Origin of the sequence: Micromonospora sp. NPDC049282, from assembly GCF_043197045.1 — a bacterium.
Classification (GTDB): Bacteria; Actinomycetota; Actinomycetes; order Mycobacteriales; family Micromonosporaceae; genus Micromonospora.
Genome location: NZ_JBICSL010000005.1, coordinates 17,746 through 38,227 on the forward strand (window position 1 = coordinate 17,746; position 20,482 = coordinate 38,227).

General features: G+C 75.3%; 15 protein-coding genes and 3 pseudogenes. 10 read left to right on the forward strand and 8 right to left on the reverse strand.

The annotated features are described in order from the left end of the window. The first annotated feature begins 3 nt into the window (after positions 1-3). Positions 4-621 (forward strand): hypothetical protein, encoded by a 618-nt coding sequence (locus ACGFI2_RS11110; RefSeq protein WP_393514218.1) that lies wholly within the window; start codon positions 4-6, stop codon positions 619-621. A 93-nt stretch (positions 622-714) separates the two neighbouring features. Then, positions 715-1,086 (forward strand): VOC family protein, encoded by a 372-nt coding sequence (locus ACGFI2_RS11115; RefSeq protein ID WP_393514219.1) that lies wholly within the window; start codon positions 715-717, stop codon positions 1,084-1,086. A gap of 187 nt (positions 1,087-1,273) precedes the next feature. Here ACGFI2_RS11115 and ACGFI2_RS11120 read toward each other — a convergent pair whose 3' ends face one another. Together ACGFI2_RS11120 and ACGFI2_RS11125 are read right to left on the reverse strand one after the other, a co-directional pair. Next, entirely contained in the window at positions 1,274-2,245 is a 972-nt protein-coding gene (locus tag ACGFI2_RS11120; protein WP_393514222.1) for a hypothetical protein, read from the reverse strand. Between the two features lie 179 nt (positions 2,246-2,424). Beyond that, a complete protein-coding gene (locus ACGFI2_RS11125; RefSeq protein ID WP_393514225.1) occupies positions 2,425-2,871 on the reverse strand; it encodes a hypothetical protein in 447 nt (148 codons plus the stop codon). Between the two features lie 181 nt (positions 2,872-3,052). Here ACGFI2_RS11125 and ACGFI2_RS11130 point away from each other — a divergent pair, with 181 nt between their 5' ends. Beyond that, positions 3,053-3,988: a virginiamycin B lyase gene (locus ACGFI2_RS11130; RefSeq protein ID WP_393514228.1), complete on the forward strand. Its 936-nt coding sequence runs from the start codon at positions 3,053-3,055 to the stop codon at positions 3,986-3,988. Here ACGFI2_RS11130 and ACGFI2_RS11135 read toward each other — a convergent pair. Further along, positions 3,969-4,898, reverse strand: coding sequence for an LD-carboxypeptidase (locus tag ACGFI2_RS11135; RefSeq protein ID WP_393514231.1), 930 nt, complete (start codon positions 4,896-4,898; stop codon positions 3,969-3,971). The genes ACGFI2_RS11130 and ACGFI2_RS11135 overlap by 20 nt on opposite strands. Before the next feature lie 66 nt (positions 4,899-4,964). On the opposite strand from ACGFI2_RS11135, the gene ACGFI2_RS11140 reads away from it, so the two are divergent. Then, complete coding sequence (locus ACGFI2_RS11140) at positions 4,965-5,735, forward strand: type 1 glutamine amidotransferase (RefSeq protein ID WP_393514234.1); 771 nt, start codon at positions 4,965-4,967, stop codon at positions 5,733-5,735. Position 5,736: 1 nt separating this feature from the next. Next, positions 5,737-8,760: a bifunctional [glutamine synthetase] adenylyltransferase/[glutamine synthetase]-adenylyl-L-tyrosine phosphorylase gene (locus tag ACGFI2_RS11145; protein WP_393514236.1), complete on the forward strand. Its 3,024-nt coding sequence runs from the start codon at positions 5,737-5,739 to the stop codon at positions 8,758-8,760. Between the two features lie 133 nt (positions 8,761-8,893). Here ACGFI2_RS11145 and ACGFI2_RS11150 read toward each other — a convergent pair. Both ACGFI2_RS11150 and ACGFI2_RS11155 read right to left on the reverse strand, forming a co-directional pair. Beyond that, positions 8,894-10,096 (reverse strand): annotated as a pseudogene (locus ACGFI2_RS11150) (hypothetical protein); the annotation flags it as partial. Between the two features lie 273 nt (positions 10,097-10,369). Then, a pseudogene (locus ACGFI2_RS11155) lies at positions 10,370-10,792 on the reverse strand (hypothetical protein); the annotation flags it as partial. A gap of 45 nt (positions 10,793-10,837) precedes the next feature. Between ACGFI2_RS11155 and mptB (ACGFI2_RS11160) the strand changes: the two are divergent. Both mptB (ACGFI2_RS11160) and mptB (ACGFI2_RS11165) read left to right on the forward strand, forming a co-directional pair. After that, positions 10,838-12,241 (forward strand): polyprenol phosphomannose-dependent alpha 1,6 mannosyltransferase MptB, encoded by a 1,404-nt coding sequence (mptB, locus tag ACGFI2_RS11160; RefSeq protein ID WP_393514239.1) that lies wholly within the window; start codon positions 10,838-10,840, stop codon positions 12,239-12,241. An 11-nt stretch (positions 12,242-12,252) separates the two neighbouring features. Continuing rightward, entirely contained in the window at positions 12,253-13,758 is a 1,506-nt protein-coding gene (mptB, locus tag ACGFI2_RS11165) for a polyprenol phosphomannose-dependent alpha 1,6 mannosyltransferase MptB (protein WP_393514242.1), read from the forward strand. A 9-nt stretch (positions 13,759-13,767) separates the two neighbouring features. Here the strand turns inward: mptB (ACGFI2_RS11165) and glnA are convergent, their stop codons facing one another. Then, on the reverse strand, positions 13,768-15,192 hold the full coding sequence (gene glnA, locus ACGFI2_RS11170) for a type I glutamate--ammonia ligase (protein WP_393514245.1): 1,425 nt from the start codon (positions 15,190-15,192) through the stop codon (positions 13,768-13,770). A gap of 184 nt (positions 15,193-15,376) precedes the next feature. Here glnA and ACGFI2_RS11175 point away from each other — a divergent pair, with 184 nt between their 5' ends. Further along, on the forward strand, positions 15,377-15,787 hold the full coding sequence (locus ACGFI2_RS11175; RefSeq protein ID WP_393514953.1) for an RDD family protein: 411 nt from the start codon (positions 15,377-15,379) through the stop codon (positions 15,785-15,787). Positions 15,788-15,849: 62 nt separating this feature from the next. On the opposite strand, the gene ACGFI2_RS11180 is transcribed toward ACGFI2_RS11175, so the two are convergent. Next, the gene (locus ACGFI2_RS11180) at positions 15,850-16,539 is read right to left on the reverse strand and encodes a DUF4191 domain-containing protein (RefSeq protein ID WP_393514248.1); all 690 of its coding nucleotides are present in this window, start codon (positions 16,537-16,539) and stop codon (positions 15,850-15,852) included. Positions 16,540-16,756: 217 nt separating this feature from the next. Here ACGFI2_RS11180 and ACGFI2_RS11185 point away from each other — a divergent pair, with 217 nt between their 5' ends. Then, positions 16,757-16,927, forward strand: coding sequence for a hypothetical protein (locus ACGFI2_RS11185; RefSeq protein ID WP_393514251.1), 171 nt, complete (start codon positions 16,757-16,759; stop codon positions 16,925-16,927). Between the two features lie 143 nt (positions 16,928-17,070). Then, a complete protein-coding gene (locus ACGFI2_RS11190; protein ID WP_393514254.1) occupies positions 17,071-20,058 on the forward strand; it encodes an AAA family ATPase in 2,988 nt (995 codons plus the stop codon). Here the strand turns inward: ACGFI2_RS11190 and ACGFI2_RS11195 are convergent. Continuing rightward, positions 20,040-20,482, reverse strand: a pseudogene (locus ACGFI2_RS11195) (DUF423 domain-containing protein); the annotation flags it as partial. The gene ACGFI2_RS11190 and the pseudogene ACGFI2_RS11195 sit on opposite strands and share 19 nt — an antisense overlap.

Genomic DNA, 20,482 nt, shown 5'->3' on the forward strand with positions numbered 1-20,482 from the left:
GACGTGCTCGCGCACGCGCTGGAGCCGTGGTCCGACAAGTTGCCGAGCGCGCTCGGGGCGTTCACCGTGACCGAGCCGGAGGTGGTCCGGTCGCCGGCTCACACCCTGACCGACGCCTGGCTCCTGCCGATCCGGCCGGCGACGGGTCCCGAGCGCGAGCGGGTCTACCTCCGCACCGCGCGGGTTGCTCGGCAGCGGGCGGAGGTTTCCGACGAGGACTCCGTCGCGTACCTGCGGCTGCTGCTGGACCGGATGGCGGGTGACCCGGACGTTCCGGGCGGCCTGCGGGAGGAGTTGTTGTCGCGCTGCGACCGGGCGGGAACCGACTGGGATCTTTTCCAGGCGGTGTTCCGGTCCATCGCTCCGACGCTCGGTGCAAACGAGACGATCAACGATCGGCTGGCCGGCCTGGTCGACCATCTGCTCGACAACCGGCCGGTGCCCCGCACCGACGTGCTGACGATACCGATCGCCGAGGTGCTGGTCCTTCTGCACGAACTGGGCATTCGCCGGATTCCGCTGTCCCGCGACCAGGTGGCGGCCTTCGACGAACGGTACGGCGACCGGCGTCCGGATCTGGCGGCGCGGATGGCGCCGCTGCTCTATCAGTCGGACGGGTAGTCGTGAAACACCGACAGGACGCTGTCGCGGGCCGGGGCGACGCTGGTTCCTGACGACGCCGGCCGACCGGCCGGCGCGACGACAGGAGGCAGCATGTCCAGCACGCCCGTGACCTGGTTCGAGATCGGCTCCGACCGCCCGGACGAGGCGCAGCGCTTCTACGCCGACCTGTTCGGCTGGAGCTTCGAGGAGCAGGGCGGCCCGGGTAACTCCTACCGGCAGACCGCGGCCGGCGGCGAGCGGGGGATCGGCGGCGCGATCCGGGGCACCGACTCCGGCGCCGACAACTACGCGATCTTCTACGCGCAGGTGCCGGACGTGGCGGAGGCCTGCCGGCGGGCCGAGGCGGCCGGCGGCACGGTGCTGGCGCCGCCGGTGACCGCGCCGAGCGGCCTGGTGCACGCGCGCCTGGGTGACCCGTCCGGCAACCCGCTCGGCGTCTTCACCCCGCCGGCCGGAGGCTGAGCGCTGCCTGCTCCGGCGCGATGCCGACGGCACGCTCACCGCGTCGGTCAGCGGCAGGGCAACTTGCGCGTCTACGTGCTCGGCTGCCGGGGAACCCGGCCCCGGGCCGGATCGGCGTCGACGGGCCGTGCCTGTGCTGAACGCCGGTGGCGTCAGGCGGGGGCCCGGGTGGGTCCCCGCCTGTCCGCTATCCCGGGTCGGGTGGGAACCAGCTTCCACCGCAGCAGGACACCACGTAGACCAGCACGGAGACCGCGATCCACCCCAGGTCGGCGGCGTGGTTGCCGGCCGGCCGGTCCCGGTCCAGGGACGCGGCGGGCGGCCACGCCGGCCAGTACGGCCGGTTGGCCGCCTTGAGCAGCAGGTAGAGGAGCGTGAACGCCAGCCACCAGTACTGGAGGGCGGTGTCGGCGCGCTGCCGCGCGGGAAGCGCGATCAGGGCCAGCCCGACGGTGAGGGCGGTGGCGAGTGCGGCCACCCGGGCCGTCCACCGGTGACGGACGAACATCGCCAGCGCCAGCAGCGGAACGAGCAGGACGGCGACGCCGGCCACCCGGGTGCCGCCGATCCGGAGATCGCCTGACTCACCGAGGCGCTCCAGGAAGCCGTCCGCGTCGAGACCGATCAGGACGGTCATCAGGCAGACCGCCGCGATCAGCGTCTTCACCTGGAGCAGGCGGCGGCGGGTACGCCGTTCGTCGCCCGGGCTCCGGTAGCCACCGGGGCCGTACCGTCGCCGCCGGGCCAACTCGTCGACGCCGGCGACGACGATCACGAAGAGCTGGACGTACAGGAAGCTCCACAGCGAGGCGATCCAGCCGTACCCCTCGCCGTGCCGGCTGCCGGCGTAGGTGATCCCGACCAGGGCGCTGGCCGCCACCAGGGACGTGAAGCCGAGCGGCCAGGCCACAAGGGGCACGTCGGCGACGCCGCGAATGCCGACGATCAGCAGCAGCAGGAGTGGGGGAAGGACGAGGGGCGCGACCGACCACCATTGCACCGGGAGCGACATCGCGCCGTTCGAGTCCACCCGGGTCATCCAGATGAAGGCGACCGTCGCGGCCAGCCAGCCGAGCGTCGCGACCAGCAGCGCGAGCCAGGGGAGGCGTCGTCGGAGCAGGTCGAAGGCCCGTTCGATGCTGCCGAAGACCAGGTCCATCCGACGCCCCGTCGACCGTCCACCCCTCGCGGGTCCACCCCTCGCGGGTCCACCCCTCGCGCGTTCACCCTTCGCGGGTGACCGAGCACAGTGAAGCAGCGGCGGGCAAGGCGCGGTCGACGGTTGTTAAGCGGGGCCCCCTTCTATGCCGGAAGCGTTAACAGGGGGCCCCGCCTTTCTCAGCGGCCGTGCCAGCCGCGGGGGCCCATGCCGGGGGCACCGGGCCCCGGGAACACGCCGGCCTCGGCGGCCTTGAGCACCGCGTCGGCCTGCTCCTGGGTCAGCTTGCCGTCCTTGACGGCCTGGTCCAGCCGCTCCTTCAGCGCGGCCTGCCGGTCCTGCGCGGACGGCGGCGTCGGCCGTTCCGGCCGGTCGCCCTGCCGCTGCTCGCGCAGCTTGTCCAGCGCCGCGGTGACCTTGTCGGCCGGCACGCCCAGCTCCTTGGCGAGCGCGTCGGCGAACTCGGCCTGCCGGTCGGCGCGATGGTCGGCGCCCCGCTGGGTGCTGGCGCTCGGGGACGGGCTGTTGTCGTCCGCGAGCGCCACCGTCGGGGCGGCGATCCCGACGCCGAGCACGCCGGCGGCGGCCAGGCCGACCAGCAGGCGCTTCCTCGTCATGCGGATCATGCGGTCTCCTTCTCGGTGATGATGCGGTGCCGTCACCGACAGTGACGGCCGGAGCTGGGCGCAACCCGTGGCGAACCTGTCAACGAGCTGGCAGTTCGGCCGGGCAACCGGACAAATCCGGTTGCGGCGTCGCCGCGACGGTGGGAAGGCTGGGCAGGATCCCGACGAAAGGCCACCCCTCATGACACAGTCCGTCATCCGCGAGGTCGCGCTCACCGGGCCGGGTTCCGGTCCGTACGCGATCACGGTCGGGCCCGACGGCGCGCTCTGGCTGACGCTGGCCGGCTCCGGCGGCGTCGCCCGGCTGGGTCTCGACGGTGACGTGCGGGCCTACCGCACCGACCCGCCGGAGAGCCGCCCGCTGAGCATCACCACCGGCCCGGACGGCGCGCTCTGGTACACCCGCTCCGGCGACCACCGGCTCGGCCGGATCACCGTCGACGGCCGGGTCGACTCGGTGGCGCTCCCGCCCGGCTGCGCCCCGTGCGGCCTGGCCGCCGGCCCGGACGGCGCCCTCTGGTACGCCGGCATGGGCGACGACACGGTCGGCCGGGTCACCGTCGACGGCGAGGTCAGCACGTTCGGACTGCCGGTCGCCAAGGGCTTCCCGTCGATGCTGGCCGCCGGGCCGGACGACGCGCTCTGGCTCACGCTCAACCAGGCGAACGCGATCGCCCGGGTCGACCTGGACGGGTCGGTGACGGTGCACCCGCTGCCCACCGAGGCGGCCGGGCCGGTCGGCATCACCCGCGGCGGCGACGGTGCGCTGTGGTTCGTCGAGATCGCCGCCGGGCAGCTCGGCCGGATCACCCCGGACGGGCGGATCGACGAGTTCCCGCTACCCGACCGGGCGGCCCGCCCGCACGCGATCGTCGCCGACCCGGCCGGCGGCTGCTGGTTCACCGAGTGGGCCGCCAACCGGATCGCCCACCTCACCCCCGACGGCACGTTCACCCACCACGACCTGCCCACGCCGTCCTCCGAACCCCACGGCCTCACCGTCACCCCCGACGGAGCGGTCTGGTCCGCCCTGGAAACCGGCGCCGTCGCCCACCTCACCCCACCCGCCGAAACGGGGGAGGCCGGACCGGGAGGTGTCAGCGGACAGCGGCGGTGACCGTCAGGGTCGCGGCGGTGGTGTCCAGGACGGCTCGGGTGTTCACCGGGACGGTGAGCTGGTCGGGGCCGTGGCCGACGGGGAGGCCGCCGAGGACCGGCACGCCGAGGTCGCCCAGGCGGTCGGTGAGCACGTCGACGATCGTGGTGTCCCAGCCGTCGGCGCACTCGGTGAACTGGCCGACCGCCACCCCGGCGAGCCGGGCCAGGGCACCGCACCGACGCAGGTGGGTCAGCATCCGGTCGACCTTGTAGGGCGGCTCCTGCACCTCCTCGACCAGCAGGATCGCGCCGGTGAGGTCCGGCATGTCCGGGGTGCCGATCGACGCCGTGATCAGGCACAGGTTGCCGCCGATCAGCCGGCCCTCGGCCCGCCCGGGCACCCGCACCGGGTACGTCTCCTCCGCCTCCACCGCCGCGACCGTCACCGGTTCGGTGGTCATCAGCGCGGCGTGCAGCGACTCCGCCGAGCGGATCGGGGTGCGCTCGGCCCGCCAGGCGGCGCCGGGACCGTGCACCCCGGCCAGCCGGGCGCCCCGCCAGAGCGCGAACTGCAACGCGGTGATGTCGGAGAAGCCGACCACCACCTTCGGGTCGCGGCGTACCGCCGCCATGTCGATCAGGTCGACCACCCGTTGCGCGCCGTAGCCGCCCCGGGTGCAGACCACGCCGCGGATCTCCGGGTCGGCGAACGCGGCGTTCAGGTCGTCGGCCCGCAGCGCGTCGTCGCCGGCCAGGTAACCCCGCCGGGCGTACGCGTTCGGCGCGGTCACCGGGCGCAACCCCCAGCCGGTGAGCAGCTCCACGCCGCGGGCCACCCGCTCGGGACGGGTCGGGCCGGAGGGTGACACCAGCATCACCGCGTCGCCGGGACGCAGGGCCGGTGGGCGCAGGCAGTCGTCGGTGGGCACGATCCGGAGCCTAGTGCGGCCGAGCCGGACCGCCCGCGCTCGGGCGTACCGGCTAGCCTCGACGTCGTGGCGACCGCGCTGGTGATCGAGAACGACCCGACCGACGACCTCCGCCGCCTGGGCGAGTGGCTCACCGAGGGGGGCCTGGAGCTGCGCGTCCTGCGCCCGCACGCGGGCGACGCGCTCCCCGCCGACCTGACCGGGTACGCCGCGCTGGTGGTGCTCGGCGGTGAGCAGCAGCCCTACCCGCTGCCCGACGGCAGCCCCGGCGCGCCCTGGTTCCCGGCGTTGGAGGGGTTGCTGCGCAAGGCCGTCCGCCACCGGGTGCCCACGCTGGGGATCTGCCTGGGCGCGCAACTGCTCGCCACCGCGCACGCCGGTCGGGTCGAGCGCAGCCCGTCCGGGCCGGAGATCGGCCCCACCGTGGTGGGCCGGCGCGACGCCGCCGAGACCGACCCGCTGTTCCGTTACGTGCCGCTGATGCCCGACGTGCTCCAGTGGCACGTCGACGAGATCACCGAGCTGCCGCACGGCGCGACGCTGCTCGCCGCGTCGACCCGCTACCCGCACCAGGCGTTCCGCCTCGGCGACCGGGCCTGGGGGTTGCAGTTCCACATCGAGTGCGACACCGCGATGATCGCCGAGTGGTCCCGCGACTCGGCCACGCTGGCCGAGCTGGGCTACGACCCGGAGCTGGTGGTGGCCGCCTGCGACCGGGCGATGGCCGACGTCGAGGAGGCCTGGCAACCGTTCGCGATCCGGTTCGCCGCGCTCGCGCTCGGCGAGTTGGGCGACGACGACAATCCGCGCCGCAGCCTCCCGCTGCTCGGGGCGTGAGGTGACCCGGCCGGCCCGCGGGCGCCTGGCCCGCTACGGCTTCGCCGAGGGCGACGGCGGTCCGCGCGCCGCCGACCTGCTCGGCCCGGACGGGCTCGGCCTGTGGCGGCCGGACACCCAGGAGCCGGCCGACGACCACGCCGCCGAGCTGCTCACCGCGCTGTCCCGGGCCGCCGACCCGGATCTGGCGCTGCGTCAACTGCACCGGCTGGTGGAGTCGGAGCGGCGCACCGGGGACGAGGTGGCGGTCCGCGACGCGTTGGCCGCCGACCCCGGCCTGCGCCGCCGGCTGATCGCGGTGCTCGGCGCCTCCTCGGCGCTCGGCGACCATCTGGTGGCGAACCCCGGGCAGTGGGCGGTGCTGGCCACCGAGCCGGACGGGCTCGCCCCGACCGCCGACGGCCGGCTCGACCTGACCGCCGCCGCCAAGCTGACCACGCTCACCGGCGCGGTCCCGCTGCTGCGGCAGGCGTACCGGTTGGCGTTGCTGCGGATCGTGGCGGCCGACCTGACCGGCGGGCGCGGCCTGGAGCAGACCATGGCCGCGCTCTCCGGGCTCGCCGACGCGACGCTGGCCGCCGCCTACGACCTCGCCGTCGACGAGCTGCCCGAGGGCACGGCCCGCCCCCGGCTGGCGGTGGTGGCGATGGGCAAGTGCGGGGGCGACGAACTCAACTACGTCTCCGACGTGGATGTCATCTTCGTCGCCGCCGGCGACGACGACCTGACCGCCGCCACCCAGGTCGCGACCCGGCTGATCCACGTCTGCGGGCTGGTCGCCTGGCCGGTGGACGCCGCGCTGCGCCCGGAGGGCAACCGGGGGCCGCTGGTCCGCACGCTCGCCAGCCACCTGGCCTACTACCGCCGCTGGGCCCGCACCTGGGAGTTCCAGGCGCTGCTCAAGGCCCGCCCGGCGGCCGGCGACCTGGAGCTGGCCCGGGAGTGGATCGCCGCGCTCGCCCCGCTGGTCTGGACCGCGGCCGAGCGCCCGGAGGCGGTCGAGGACGTCCGGTCCATGCGCCGCAAGATTCTCGACAACGTCCCCCCGAAGGAGCTGGAACGCGAGATCAAGCGCGGCCCGGGCGGGTTGCGCGACATCGAGTTCGCCGTCCAGCTGCTCCAGCTCGTGCACGGCCGCGGCGACGAGTCGCTGCGCGTGCCGGGCACCGTGCCGGCGTTGCGCGCCCTGGTCGCCGGCGGTTACGTCGGCCGTGCCGACGGCGAGGCGCTGCTGCGCGGCTACCGCTTCCTGCGCGCCGTCGAGCACCGGCTCCAGCTCCAGGGCCTGCGCCGCACCCACACCGTGCCGACCGAGCCGGCCGCGCTGCGCTGGCTCGCCGCCGCGCTCGGCTACACGGCCACCCCGGGCCGCAGCGCCGTCGAGGAGTTCCGCGCCGAGTGGGTCACCCACGCCACCGAGGTACGCCGGCTGCACGCCAAACTGCTCTACCGGCCGCTGCTGGAGTCGGTGGCCCGGGTGCCGGCCGAAGGGCTCCGGCTCACCCCGCAGGCCGCCCGGCACCGACTGGAGGTGCTCGGTTTCGCCGACCCGGCCGGCGCGTTGCGGCACCTCCAGGCGCTCACCGGCGGCGTGAGCCGCACCGCCGCGATCCAGCGCACGCTGCTGCCGGTGCTGCTCGACGAGTTCGCCGACGCCCCGGAGCCGGACCGAGGGCTGCTCAACTACCGGCAGGTCTCCGACAAGCTCGGCAGCACCCCGTGGTACCTGCGCCTGCTGCGCGACTCCGGCCCGGTCGCCCGCCGGCTGGCCCGGGTGCTCTCCTCCTCCCGGTACGCCGCCGACCTGTTGGCCCGCGAGCCCGAGGCGCTGCGGCTGCTGGCCGAGGAGAGCGAGCTGACCCCGCGTCCCCGGGAGACGCTTGTCGAGGGCTTCGTCGCCGCGGCGGCCCGGCACGACGACCCGGTCGAGGCCACCCGGGCGGTCCGCGCGCTGCGCCGCCGCGAGCTGGTCCGGATCGCCGCCGCCGACGTGCTCAGCCGGGCCGGCTCGCTCGCCCCGCTCAACCCGCGCCCGGTCGGCGGCGGGGAACGACGACCCACCGTGGTGGACGTGAGCGCGGTCGGCGCCGCCCTGTCCCACGTCACCGACGCCACCCTGGCCGCCGGGCTGCGCGCCGCCCGGGCCGCCCAGCCCGGCCCGCCGGGCCTGCGGTTCGCGGTGATCGGGATGGGCCGGCTCGGCGGGTACGAGTCCAACTACCTCTCCGACGCCGACGTGCTCTTCGTCTACGATCCGCCGCCCGGGGTGGAGGAGAGCGCGGCCAGCGCCGCCGCGCACGCGATCGCCGAGGAGCTGCGCCGGCTGCTGTCCGCGCCCGCCCCCGACCCGCCGCTCGGCGTCGACGCCGACCTGCGTCCCGAGGGCCGGCAGGGCCCGCTGGTCCGCAGCCTGGCCGCGTACGCCCAGTACTACGCGCGTTGGTCGAAGGTCTGGGAGGCGCAGGCGTTGCTGCGGGCCCGGTTCGTCTGCGGCGACGCCGACCTGGGCGCCGAGTTCGAGGCGATGATCGAACCGGTGCGTTACCCGGCCGACGGGTTGAACCGCGAACAGGTGGTGGAGATCCGCCGGATCAAGGCGCGGGTCGAGACCGAGCGGCTGCCCCGCGGCGCCGACCCGGCCACCCACACCAAGCTGGGCCGGGGCGGGCTCGCCGACGTCGAGTGGGCGGTGCAGCTGCTCCAGCTCCGGCACGCCGGCCGGCTGCCCGCGCTGCGCGGCACCCGTACGCTCGACGCCCTGGCGGCGGCCCGCGACGCCGGCCTGCTCGACGGCGAGGAGGCGGCCGAGCTGGCCGCCGGCTGGACGCTCGCCGCCCAGGTCCGCGACGCGTTGATGCTGGTCCGGGGCCGGGCCGGCGACCAGCTGCCCCGGCACGGGGTGGAGCTGGCCGGGGTGGTGCGCCTGCTCGGCCGGGAGGACCCGGGCGAGTTCCTCGACGAGTACCTGCGCGTCGGCCGGCACTCCCGCGCCGTCGTCCGACGCATCCTCGAAGCCCCGCTCTGACGGGCGCGGGTGGGTCGGCGAGATCCACTCCAGGTCGGCGAGGTGGTGTGATGGTTCGCTCGCGGATACCGCCACCTCGCCGAGCTGGTGTCGATCAGGTGCTGGGGCGGCAGCCGGGTGATCCCCGGCGGGATCAGCTGGTGAGCGTGTAGGTGCCGGCGTCCGGGACCGTCACGGTGGTCCAGTCGCCGTCGGCGGCGAGCGTGGCGCCGCCGGTGACGGTGAGCCAGCGGTCGTGGCGGACCCGGACCGGGACCGGACCGGCGGCAGCGGCGCGGAACGTGACCGTGGCGCCGTCCTGCCGGACCAGCTCGCCGGGCGCGCCGACCAGCGGGGTGGGCTCGGCGACCGCGTACAGCCGCCAGTGCCGGTCCGACCAGACCTCGGTCAGGTACGGCTGGCCGGCGGCCACCAGCTCCGCCTCCGGCCGCCCGACCCAGGACAGCTCGGCGTCGGGCACGGCGACGTACTGCACGGCGTTGTCGGCCAGCCAGGCCCGGTAGCTGTCGGGGGTCAGTGCGACGCCGGTGCCGGGCGCGCCGGGCACGGTGGTGAAGAACAGCGGATTGCGGTCGATGTCGGCCTGACGTAGCCAGCCCCGGGCCAGCGGCACCTCGCCGAGGCGGGCCGCCTCCCAGTAGTTGCGCGTCGGCGGCACCTCCACCCGCCCGGTGAGCCCGCGCCGGGCCAGCTCCGCCCGCAGCGGCGCGAAGTACGCCGGGTCGGCCGTCGGGTCGTCGGCGCTGTTCACGTCGGCCGTGACCACCGGCGGCTGCCACCAGCACACCACCGCCAGCAACGCGACCAGCCCGACCGCCCCGGCGGCCCGAGGCAGCCCAGACCCGACGTCCTCCCGCCCGGCGGTTCCGCGTCCGGCGGCTCCGCGTCCGGCGGTTCCGCGTTCGGCGGTTCCGCGTCCGGTGGCGCGGGCGAGAAGCCGACGTCCGGCGAGTCGTCCCGGCGGCGTCGCGGCGGCGGCCAGCACCGGCAGCGCGAACATCACCACCAGGCGGGTGGCGTTCAACCCGACCGGGGTGGGCAGCAGCGCCGCCGCCAGCACCCCGGCCGCGGAGAGCAGCGCGCCCACCCGCACCGGCCGGTACGCCACCAGCGCCGCGACCAGCAGGCTGGTCACCACGGCGTGCACCATGTCGGTCCGGCTGATGTTCATCCAGCCGCCCTCGCCGAACAGCAGCCCGGTCACGGCGAGCGGGCCGGCGGCCGGCACGGCGAGCAGCAGGCCGTCGGCCCACCGGCGGGTGACCAGCAGCGCGACGCCGGCGAGCCCGACGAACAGTCCGGCCACCGGGCTGGCCGCCGAGGCGAGCAGCGCGGCCACCCCGACCGCCCCGGCGCGCAACGGACCGGCCCAGCCGGCCGCCCTGACGCCCGCCGAGCGTGCCCAGCGGCTCCGGCCCGCCGGCGCGGCGCGCAGCGGGCCGGCTGCCCCGACGTTCGCCGAGCGCGTCTGGCCGTCCGCCCCAGCGGGCAGCGGGCCGGTCGAGCGGGCTGCCCCGACGACCGCCGAGCGCGTCTGGCCGTCCGCCCCGGCGGAGAGCGGATCGGTCGAGCGGGCAGTCCCGGCGCGCGTCGAGCCGGCCCGGGTGGCGGGCAGGGTGAGGGCGAGCAGCGCGGCCAGGCCGAACGCGACGCCGAGGGCATAGGTGACCCGGCCGGAGACCAGGTTGCCGGCGATCGTGACCACCCCGACCAGGCTGCCGAGCAGCGGACGCGGCACCCGGACCCGGACCAGCAGCGCCGCGAACGCGGTGGCCGAGGCGAGCAGCGCGAGCGCGCCGGTGGGGCGTACGCCGAGCAGCGCCATCAGTGGCGGTGAGACGAGGCTGTAGCCCCACGGGTGCACCCCGCCGTACCAGCGCAGGTCCACCAGGGCCGGCCCGTGCGTGGCGAAGAAGCCGGCCCGGGCGACCTGGGCGGACAGGTCCGAGCCGGTGGCCGGCAGGATCAGGTACAGCGCGGCGAGGACGAGCGCCGACGCGGCGGACACCGCGACCACCCGACCCTCGCGCATGCCCACCTCCTGATCGCGAACCACCGTACTGGCAGCATGGTGAACGTGTCTCACCACCTCTCGCGCTGGACCGGTCTGGCCGGCTCGGTGCTGCTCGCCGTGGCCGCGTACCTCGGTGGCGCCCTGCCCGACGGTGACCTGCGCCCCACCCCGGTCAGTATCTGGCAGGGCCGGAACGGACCGCTGGTCATCGGGCTGTGGCTCGCCGGCACCGCGCTGCTGGCCTGGGCGTGGTGGTCGCTGCGCGACCGGGTGCCGTCCGGCCGGTGGGCACTCGTCACGGTCGGGCTCTGGCTGCTGCCGATGCTTGTCGCCCCGCCCCTGGGCAGCCGGGACGTCTATGCGTACGCGTGTCAGGGCGCCAGCTTCTCGGCCGGGATCAACCCGTACGAGCAGGGCGTGTCCGTGCTGCCGTGTCCGTGGCTCGACACCATCTCGTACATCTGGCGGGACACCCCGGCGCCGTACGGACCGTTGTTCGTGCTGCTCGCCGGTGCGGTGGTCAAGGCCACCGGGTCGCTGTTCGGCGCGGTGGCGCTGTTCCGGGTGGTCGCCCTGGCCGGGGTGGCGCTGACCGCGTGGGCGTTGCCGGTGCTGGCCCGCCGCTGCGGGGTGCCGCCACGGCGGGCGCTCTGGCTGGCGCTGGCCAGCCCGCTGGTGCCGGTGCACCTGGCCTCCGGGGCGCACAACGACGCGATGATGGTGGGCCTGCTCGTCGCCGGGCTGGCCGTGGTGGCGTCCCGACCGGGCCGGCCGGGTCCGCTGCTCGCCGGCGGGTTGCTGCTCGGCCTGGCCGCCGGCATCAAGGTCACCGCGCTGGTGGTGGTGCCGTTCGCGGCGCTCGCCGCGATCGTCGGGCCGTACCGGATCCGGACGCTGGTCCGCGACGGCGCGTGGGTGGTCGGCGGCGCCCTGGCCGCGCTCGCCGGCGCGACGCTCGTCGCCGGCCTCGGCCTCGGCTTCATCAGCGGGCTGGAGCAGGGCGGGCTGGTGGTGGCCTGGAGCTCGCCGCCGACCGCGGTCGGGCAGACCGTCGGCTACCTGCTGGCGCCGTTCGGGGTGCACGTCGACGCGCTGCCGGCGACCCGGGCGCTCGGCATGGTCGTGCTGGTCGCGTTGCTGGTCTGGCTCTGGTTCCGGGCGTGGCGCCGGGGGGAGCCGTTCTGGCACGCGGCGCTGGCGCTGGTCGCCACGGTCGCGCTCGCGCCGCTGTTCCACCCCTGGTACTGGCTCTGGCCGCTGGCCGTGCTGGCCGCCACCGCACACCGGACCGGCTGGTTCTCGATCGTCACCGTGGTGTCGTCGTTCCTGGTGCTGGCCGACGGGACCGGGCTACCCCGCTTCACCAAGATGCCGGGCGCGCCGTTGATGACGCTGTTCGTGATCGTGCTGGTGGTCCGGTTGGTACGGTCGGCTCGGAAGGGGCGGCAGCCGGTTCCCGTGGAGTGAGGAGGGCGCCGGTGAGCGAGCCCGACGCGCCGGTACGGCCGGTCGCCGCCGCGCTCGCCCGGTACGCCGGGCTCGCCGGGGCGGTCCTGCTCACCGCCGCCGGCTGGCTGGGCGGGGCACTGCCCGCCGCGCCGCCGCGCACCACGCTCGCCGATCTCTGGCAGGCCCCGCACGGGCCGGTGACGCTCGGCTGCTGGCTGGTGGGGACGGTGCTGCTGGTCGGCGCCTGGTGGTCGCTGCGGTGGGGCGCCCCGTCGGGCCGGTGGGCCTACCTGACCGCCGGGCTCTGGTCGCTGCCGCTGCTGGCCGCGCCGCCGCTGGGCAGCCGCGACGTCTACTCGTACGTCTGCCAGGGCTGGACCTGGACGCGGGGGGTCAGCCCGTACCGGGTGGGGGTCGAGGCGGCCGGCTGCCCGTGGACCGGGTCGGTGTCGCCGATCTGGCGGGACACCCCGGCGCCGTACGGGCCGTTCTTCGTCCTGCTGGCCGGGCTGGCGGTGCTCGCCGGCGGTGGCCTGATCGGGGCGGTCGTGCTGCTCCGGCTGGTCGCGGTGGCCGGGGTGCTGCTGGTCGCGCTCTGCCTGCCCGGCCTGGCCCGGGCCGCCGGGGTGCCGACCCGCCGGGCGGCCTGGCTGGTGCTGGCCTGCCCGCTGGTCGGGGTGCATCTGGTGGCCGGCGCGCACAACGACGCGCTCGCGCTCGGGCTGGTCCTGTACGGGCTGCTGGTGCTGATCCGTCGCCCGGGCCGGCCGCGCACGCTTGTGGTGGCCGGAGTGCTGCTGGGCCTGGCGGTCGCGGTGAAGGCGATCGCCGTGGTGGTCCTGCCGTTCGCGGCGCTCGCCGCCGTGCTCGGCCGCTACACCTGGCGGGCGTTGCTGCGCGACGGGGGCCGGCTGGCCGCGGTGGTGCTCGGCACGCTGGTGGTGGTCTCGCTCGCCACCGGCCTCGGGTTGGGCTGGGTGGACGGGCTCGGCCGCAGCGGCGACTCGCAGCAGTGGACCTCGCCGCCGACCGCGGTCGGTTTCGTCGTCGACTACGCCGGTGAGCTGGCCGGCCGGCATCCGCACGCCGTGCCGGTGACCCGGGTGGTCGGGCTGGTGCTGCTGGCCGGGCTGCTGGTGGCGCTCTGGTGGTGGGCGTGGACGACGCTGCGCCGGTGCGACGACGCCGGCCCGGAGGCGGCCCGGCCGACCTCGGCCCGGCCCCGGGTGGCGCTGCTCGGCACCGGCCTGGCGCTGGCCGCCACCGTGCTGCTCGCCCCGGTCTTCCACCCCTGGTACGCGACCTGGCCGCTGGCCCTGCTCGCGGTGGCGGTGCTGCCGCCGGCCCGGACGGTCTGGTTCGTGGCGCCCGGCGCGGTGGCGTCGGTGCTCGCGCTTCCGGACGGCACGAACCTGGCCCGGTTCACCAAGGCGCCCGGCGCCGTGCTGATGACCGTGCTGGTCGTGGTGATCGTGGTGGCCGGGATACGGGCCGGGCCGGCTCCGCGGTGGCGGAGCCGGCCCGGCCGGTGCTGATGAGCGTGCTCAGCAGTCGTAGTACATGGCGAACTCGTGCGGGGTGGGCCGCAGGCGCACCGGGTCGACCTCGTTGGACCGCTTCCAGTCGATCCAGGTGGAGATCAGGTCCGGCGTGAACACGCCGCCGTCGAGCAGGTAGTCGTGGTCGGCCTCCAGCGAGTCGAGCACGGCCGGCAGCGAGCCGGGCACCTGCTTGACGTCGCCCCACTCCTCCGGCGGGAGGTCGTAGAGGTCCTTGTCGATCGGGGCCGGCGGCTCGATCTTGCTCTTGATGCCGTCCAGGCCGGCCATCATCATCGCGGAGAAGGCGAGGTAGACGTTGGCCGAGGGGTCCGGGACGCGGAACTCGACGCGCTTGGCCTTCGGGTTGCTGCCGGTGACCGGGATGCGGGTGCACGCGGAGCGGTTGCGCTGGGAGTAGACCAGGTTGACCGGCGCCTCGAAGCCGGGCACCAGGCGCCGGTAGGAGTTGATCGTCGGGTTGGTGAAGGCGAGCAGCGACGGCGCGTGGTGCAGCAGGCCGCCGATGTACCAGCGGGCGGTGTCGGACAGGCCGGCGTAGCCGGTCTCGTCGTAGAACAGCGGCTCGCCGTTCAGCCAGAGGCTCTGGTGGGTGTGCATGCCGGAGCCGTTGTCACCGAACAGTGGCTTGGGCATGAACGTGGCCGTCTTGCCGTTGGCCCAGGCCTCGTTCTTCACGATGTACTTGAAGAGCTGGAGCTGGTCACCGGCGTGCAGCAGGGTGGAGAACCTGTAGTTGATCTCCGCCTGGCCGGCGGTGCCGACCTCGTGGTGCGAGCGCTCCACGGTGAAGCCGGAGTCGACCAGCCGGCGCACGATCGAGTCGCGCAGGTCGGCGTAGTGGTCGACCGGCGGGACCGGGAAGTAGCCGCCCTTGTAGGCGGTCTTGTAGCCGCGGTTGCCGCCCTCCTCGACCCGGCCGGTGTTCCAGGCGCCCTCGATCGAGTCGATGTAGTAGAACGACTGGTGCGCCGAGGTCTCGTGGCGGATGGAGTCGAAGATGTAGAACTCGGCCTCGGCGCCGAAGTAGGCGGTGTCGGCGATGCCGCTGGCGGCGAGGTAGGCCTCGGCCTTCCTGGCCACGTTGCGCGGGTCGCGGGAGTAGGCCTCGCGGGTGAACGGGTCGTGCACGAAGAAGTTCAGCGCGAGGGTCTTCTGCGCCCGGAACGGGTCGATGAACGCGGTGGCCACGTCCGGGAGCAGGAGCATGTCCGACTCGTGGATCGACTGGAAGCCGCGGATCGACGAGCCGTCGAACGCGAGGCCGTCGGTGAAGACGCTGTCGTCGAAGGACTCGACCGGCAGGTTGAAGTGCTGCATCACGCCGGGCAGGTCACAGAAACGTACGTCGACGAACTTCACGTCCTCGTTCTTGAGGTAACGCAGGAGTTCCTCGGGATTGGCGAACACACGTCCTCCTGGCAGGTCCACTCCGGTCGCTGGCTGGTGGCGACGCTATGGCCGTGCGGTTGCCCGGTCGTGTCTCCTCTGTTTCCGCCGTGTTACGTCGTACGCGGAGCGTCATCACCCGTACCGTTTATTGGCAATTGGCGGCGTTGTCGGATTTTCCGGTGGGTGCCGAGGCGGCGCTACCCTGGCCGCTGTGACCGATACCGCCGCCGCACCGGTGCCACCCGCCACCGACCCCGCCTTCACGCCCCCCGGCCTCGGCCGCCGCTTCGGCGCGCTGATCATCGACTGGGTGCTCTGCCTGATGGTCGCCCGGGCCTTCGCCGACCCGGTCCGCGACGGCTGGCCGCCGGTCCTGGTGCTGATCCTCGAGTACGGCTTCTTCCTCGGCCTCTTCGCCCAGACCCCGGGCATGTACCTGACCCGGCTGCGCGTCGTGGCCTGGGCCGACGGCGGCCGGATCGGGCTGGCCCGAGGGCTGCTGCGCGGACTCCTGCTGGCCCTCGTCGTCCCGGCCCTGATCATGGATCAGCACCGGCGCGGCCTGCACGACCGGCTCACCGGCGCGGTCGTCACCGACGCGCCCCGCCGCTGAAACCACCCGAGAAAGAAGCCGGCCCCGCGGGGGACCGGCTTCTTTCTCGCGTACGTGGGGAGTCAGCGACCCCGGGTCTGCCGGAACGCGCCCCGCGGCGGCCGCATGTTCTTCGGGACCGCGCCCTTGGGCATCTGCGGCCGCGCGGTCAGCGCCTTGAGCCGCTTGTCGAGGGCGTTGACGTCCTTCGGGGAGAGGGTGCGCGGCAACCGCATCACGGTCATCCGCAGCTTGCGGACCGGCAGCTCGCCCTCGCCCTGACCGATCACGTAGTCGTGCAGCGGGGCCGTGCCGATCACCTTGGCGAGCCGGCGCTTCTCCTGGCCGAGGAGGCCACGCACGCGCTGCGGGTTCCCCTCGGCCAGCAGGATCACGCCGGCGCGGCCCAGCACCAGGTGGACCATGTCCATCTGGGTGGTCGAGCTGACCGCCGGGGTGACCCGCCAGTCGCCGCGCATGCTCTCCATGATCTGCGCCGCCGCGCCGGGCTGCCCCTCGGCGGCGTTCATCATCGCCTTGTTGGAGCGCAGGTTGAGCACGATCAGCAGGGCGAGCAGGGCGAGCAGGATGCCGATCGGCAGCCAGATCCAGCCCCAGGCGAGCACCGCGACAACGGTGAGCGCGAGCGGGATCAGCACCGCCGCCGCGGCCAGCGGCGCGAACCACTTGTCCTGCTTGGCGGTGAACTTGAACACCATCCCGATCTGCTTCAGCCGCTGGCCGAACGAGACCTTCTCCTGGGGCTTTGCCATGCCACAGAGTCTAGTGGTCGGCGCTGGGCCCGCTGATCCGTGGCCACCCGTTCCGCCGAGGGCTGAGTACCTTACGGCCGCGCCGGCCCTCCCGGCCGCCGGGTAAGGAGGCAACCGGGGGAGAAGATCAGGCGGCGTACCCATGCGCCGGGGGCACCTTCGCGCGGAAAGTCGATCTCGACAGCGAGAACGACACCGCACGACAGGGAGATCCGAGATGTTCGGCAACGACGCAGAGTTCCTGCTCAGCATCCACCGCAGCCACGCCTCCGAGCTACAGGCCGACGCGGCCCACGACCGGCTCGCCCGATCGCTGCCCCGCCGGCACGCGCACGGCTGGCTGAGCCGGCGCCGGCAGACCGCCCGCACCACCGACGCCCGCCGGTGACCGCCCCACCGCTCACCGGCCCGGCCGCCGCCGGTGCGGCCGTCACGGGTCCGGTTGTCGTCGGCCCGGCCGCCACGGGGGCGGCCGGGCCGGCGGTCATGGGGGCGGCTGGGCCGTCGGACCGCCGTGGCATGCTCGACGGCGTGACCGCACGCGCCGCCAGCACCGTCCTCGTCGGCCGGCAGCCCGAACTGGCCGCGCTGGGCGAGGCGCTGACCCGGGCCCGGGGCGGCGACCCGACCACCGTGCTGGTCGGTGGCGAGGCCGGCGTCGGCAAGACCCGCCTGCTGGAGGAGTTCGGCGGGCACATCGCCACCGCCGGGGCGCGGGTGCTGGTCGGCCAGTGCCTCGAGCTGGGCGAGGCCGGCCTGCCGTTCGCCCCGTTCGCGGCCGCGTTGCGCGACGTGTTGCGGCACGACGGCCCGGCCGCCTTCGCCGGCTACGAGGCCGAGTTCGCCCGGCTGCTGCCCGAGCTGGCCCGGATGCCCGTCGCCGCGCCCGCCCTCTCCGACACCCCGCGCGGCTACCTGTTCGACCTGGTCGCCGAGCTGTTCCGGCGGATCGCCGAGGACCGTCCGCTGGTGCTGGTGATCGAGGACCTGCACTGGGCCGACCGGTCCACCCGCGATCTGATCGGCTTCCTGGTGCGGGCCGCCCGCGCCACCCGCCTGCTGGTCGTCTGCACCTACCGCACCGACGAGCTGCACCGCGGCCACCCGCTGCGGCCCTTCCTCGCCGAGCTGGACCGGGTCCGCGGCGTCGACCGGTTCGAGCTGGGCCGGCTCGACCGCGACGGCACCGCCGCCATCCTCACCGACCTGCTCGGCGTCGAGCCGTCCGCCCGCGCCGTCGACGACGTGCACGAGCGCACCCAGGGCAACCCGTTCTTCATCGAGGAGCTGGCCGCGGCCGGTGACCCGGTCGGCTGCGCCGTGCTCCCGGAGACGCTGCGCGACCTGCTGCTCGCCCGGGTGGACCGACTGCCCGAGCCGGCCCAGCGGGTGCTGCGGATCGCCGCCGCCGGTGGCACCCGCTTCTCCCACCAGCTCGTCGCCGAGGTGGCCGGGCTGCCCGAGGTCGAGCTGGAGGACTCGCTGCGCGCCGCCGTCGCCGGGCAGCTCGTGGTCGCCGATCCGGAGGGCGACTACGAGTTCCGGCACGCGCTGGTCCGCGAGGCGGTGCACGACGACCTGCTTCCCGGCGAGCACGCCCGGCTGCACGCCCGGTACGCCGCGGCGATCGAGGCGCAGCCGCACCTGGTGGCCGCCGGCCGCGCCCCGGCCGAGATCGCCCACCACTGGTACGCGGCACACGACCATCCACGCGCCCTCACCGCCGCCCGGGCCGCCGCCGCGGCGGCGGCGGAGCGATCCGCGTACGCCGAGCAGAGCCGGCTGCTGGAGCGCGTCCTCGAACTGTGGGAGCTGGTGCCCGACGCCGCCGACCGCCTCGGCATGGACCACCTGCGCGTGCTGGAGGAGACGCTCACCGCGGCGGTCACCGCCGGCGACCTCGGCCGGGCGCTCACCCTCACCCGGGCCGCGTTGGCCGAGGTCGACCCGGCCGCCGAGCCGCTGCGCGCCGCCGCCCTGCTCGACCACCGTGGCCGGCTGCTCGCCCTGCTCGGCAAGAGCGACGGCGCGGTCGAGCTGCGCGAGGCGTACCGGCTGGCGGCCGGCGCGCCCGGCGGGGCGGAACGGTTCGGTGTGCTGGCCGACATCGCGGCGCACCTGATGAAGGTCGACCCCCGGGAGGCCGCCTCGGTCGCCGCCGAGGCGATGGCCGGCGCGTCCGAGATCGGCACCGACCTGGTGCTGCTGCCCACCCGGATCGCCCTGCTGAACCGCATCGACGACACCCCTGATCTCGGGCTGGCCGAGCTGCGCCGGGTGCAGGAGCGGGCCCGGGCCGCGGGCGACTCGTGGGCCCTGGTGAGCGCGCTGGTCTTCCTCTCCGACGTGCTCTACGAACTGGGCCGGTACGCCGAGTCGGAGGAGGCCGCGGCGGCCGGGGTGAGCGAGGCGCGCCGGGCCGGGATCAGCCGCTCGATCGGGGCCTACCTGCTGTCCAACCGGGCCGAGGCGCTGATCGCGCTGGGTCGGTGGGACGAGGCCGACGCGACCTGCGCCGAGGCGGCCCGGATCGACCCGCCGGGCGTCTCCGGGCTGCACTGGCTCCAGCTGCGCGCCGGGCTGCGGCTGGCCCGGGCCCATCCCAGCGCCGGCGAACTCGTCGGGCGGGCGCTGGCGTTCCTGGCCCGGCCCTACCTCTGGCCGAACCACCGGCTTCCGCTGCACGAGTTGCGCGTCGAGGCCGCCCTGACCGCCGACGACAAGCTGGAGGCGGTACGCGCGGCCCGCGCCGCCCTGGCCGATCCGCACCTGGCGGACCTGCCCCGCGAGGGCTGGCCGGTGCTCAGCGCGGTGGCCCGGGCCGCCGTGCTGGCCGGTGACGCGGGGTTGGCCGCCGAGGTGTCCACGGTGGCCGCCGTGCTGCCGACCCGCCATCCGGCCGAGCGGGCCCATGCCGCCCAGGTCACCGCGCTCCTGACCGGCCTCGGTCCGGTCGACGCGGCTCCCGGCTGCGGGCCGGTGGCCCAGGGGCCGCCGGCGCCGGCCGGCTCCGGGCGGGTGGTCGAGGCGCGGCCGGTGCCGGGTGAGGCGTTGGAGGCGTGGCGGGCCGCGGTGACGGCGTGGCGGACGGCCGGGCCGCCGCACCCGCTGGGGCGGGCGCTGCTCGGGCTGGCCGAGGTGGCCGCGGCCGCCGGCGAGCGGGACGAGGTGGCCGCCGCCGTCCGGGAGACGGTCGAGCTGGCCGCCCGGCTGGGCGCCACCCCGCTGGGCGAGCAGGCCACCACGCTGGCCCGCCGGGTCGGGCTGCGCGGCACCGGTCGACCCGGGCCGGACCTGCTGACCAGCCGGGAGCAGGAGGTGCTGCGGCTGGTCGCCGAGGGGCACAGCAACAGCCGGATCGCCGAACGGCTCTTCATCTCCCCGAAGACGGCCAGCGTGCACGTCTCCCGGATCATCGCCAAGCTGGACGTGACCAACCGGGTGGAGGCCGCCGCGCTGGCCCACCGCCTGGGCCTGCTCGAACCGCCGTCCGCCCCGGCTCAGCGGCGGGGCAGATAGATTCGCCAGCCGGGGATCGTGATGACGCGGAGGGCGCCGGGTTCGGGACCGAGCTTCCGGTCCAGCCTGGCGGCCAGCGGTGAGCCGTCCGGCGCCACCCAGGCCGCGTCCGGGTCGGCGGCCACCGCCCGCCGGTACTCCGGCAGCCGGTCGAAGCCGGGGCGCAGATCGTCGTCGACCACCGCGCACACGGTGTCCTCGGCGCTGGCGAAGGAGATCCGGTTGCAGGTCCAGTAACCGCCCCGCGCGTGCCGGACGCCCAGGTCGCCGAGGGCGTCGACGAGCATCCGGTGCCGGTCGGCCTCGGCGTGTACGGCCGGCACGGCGCGGATCACGTCCACGGTGGCGCTCGCCCCGGTGCCGAGCATCCCGGCGAGCACGGCGACCGCCCCGACACCGGCCGCAACGCTCCCGACCGACGCCA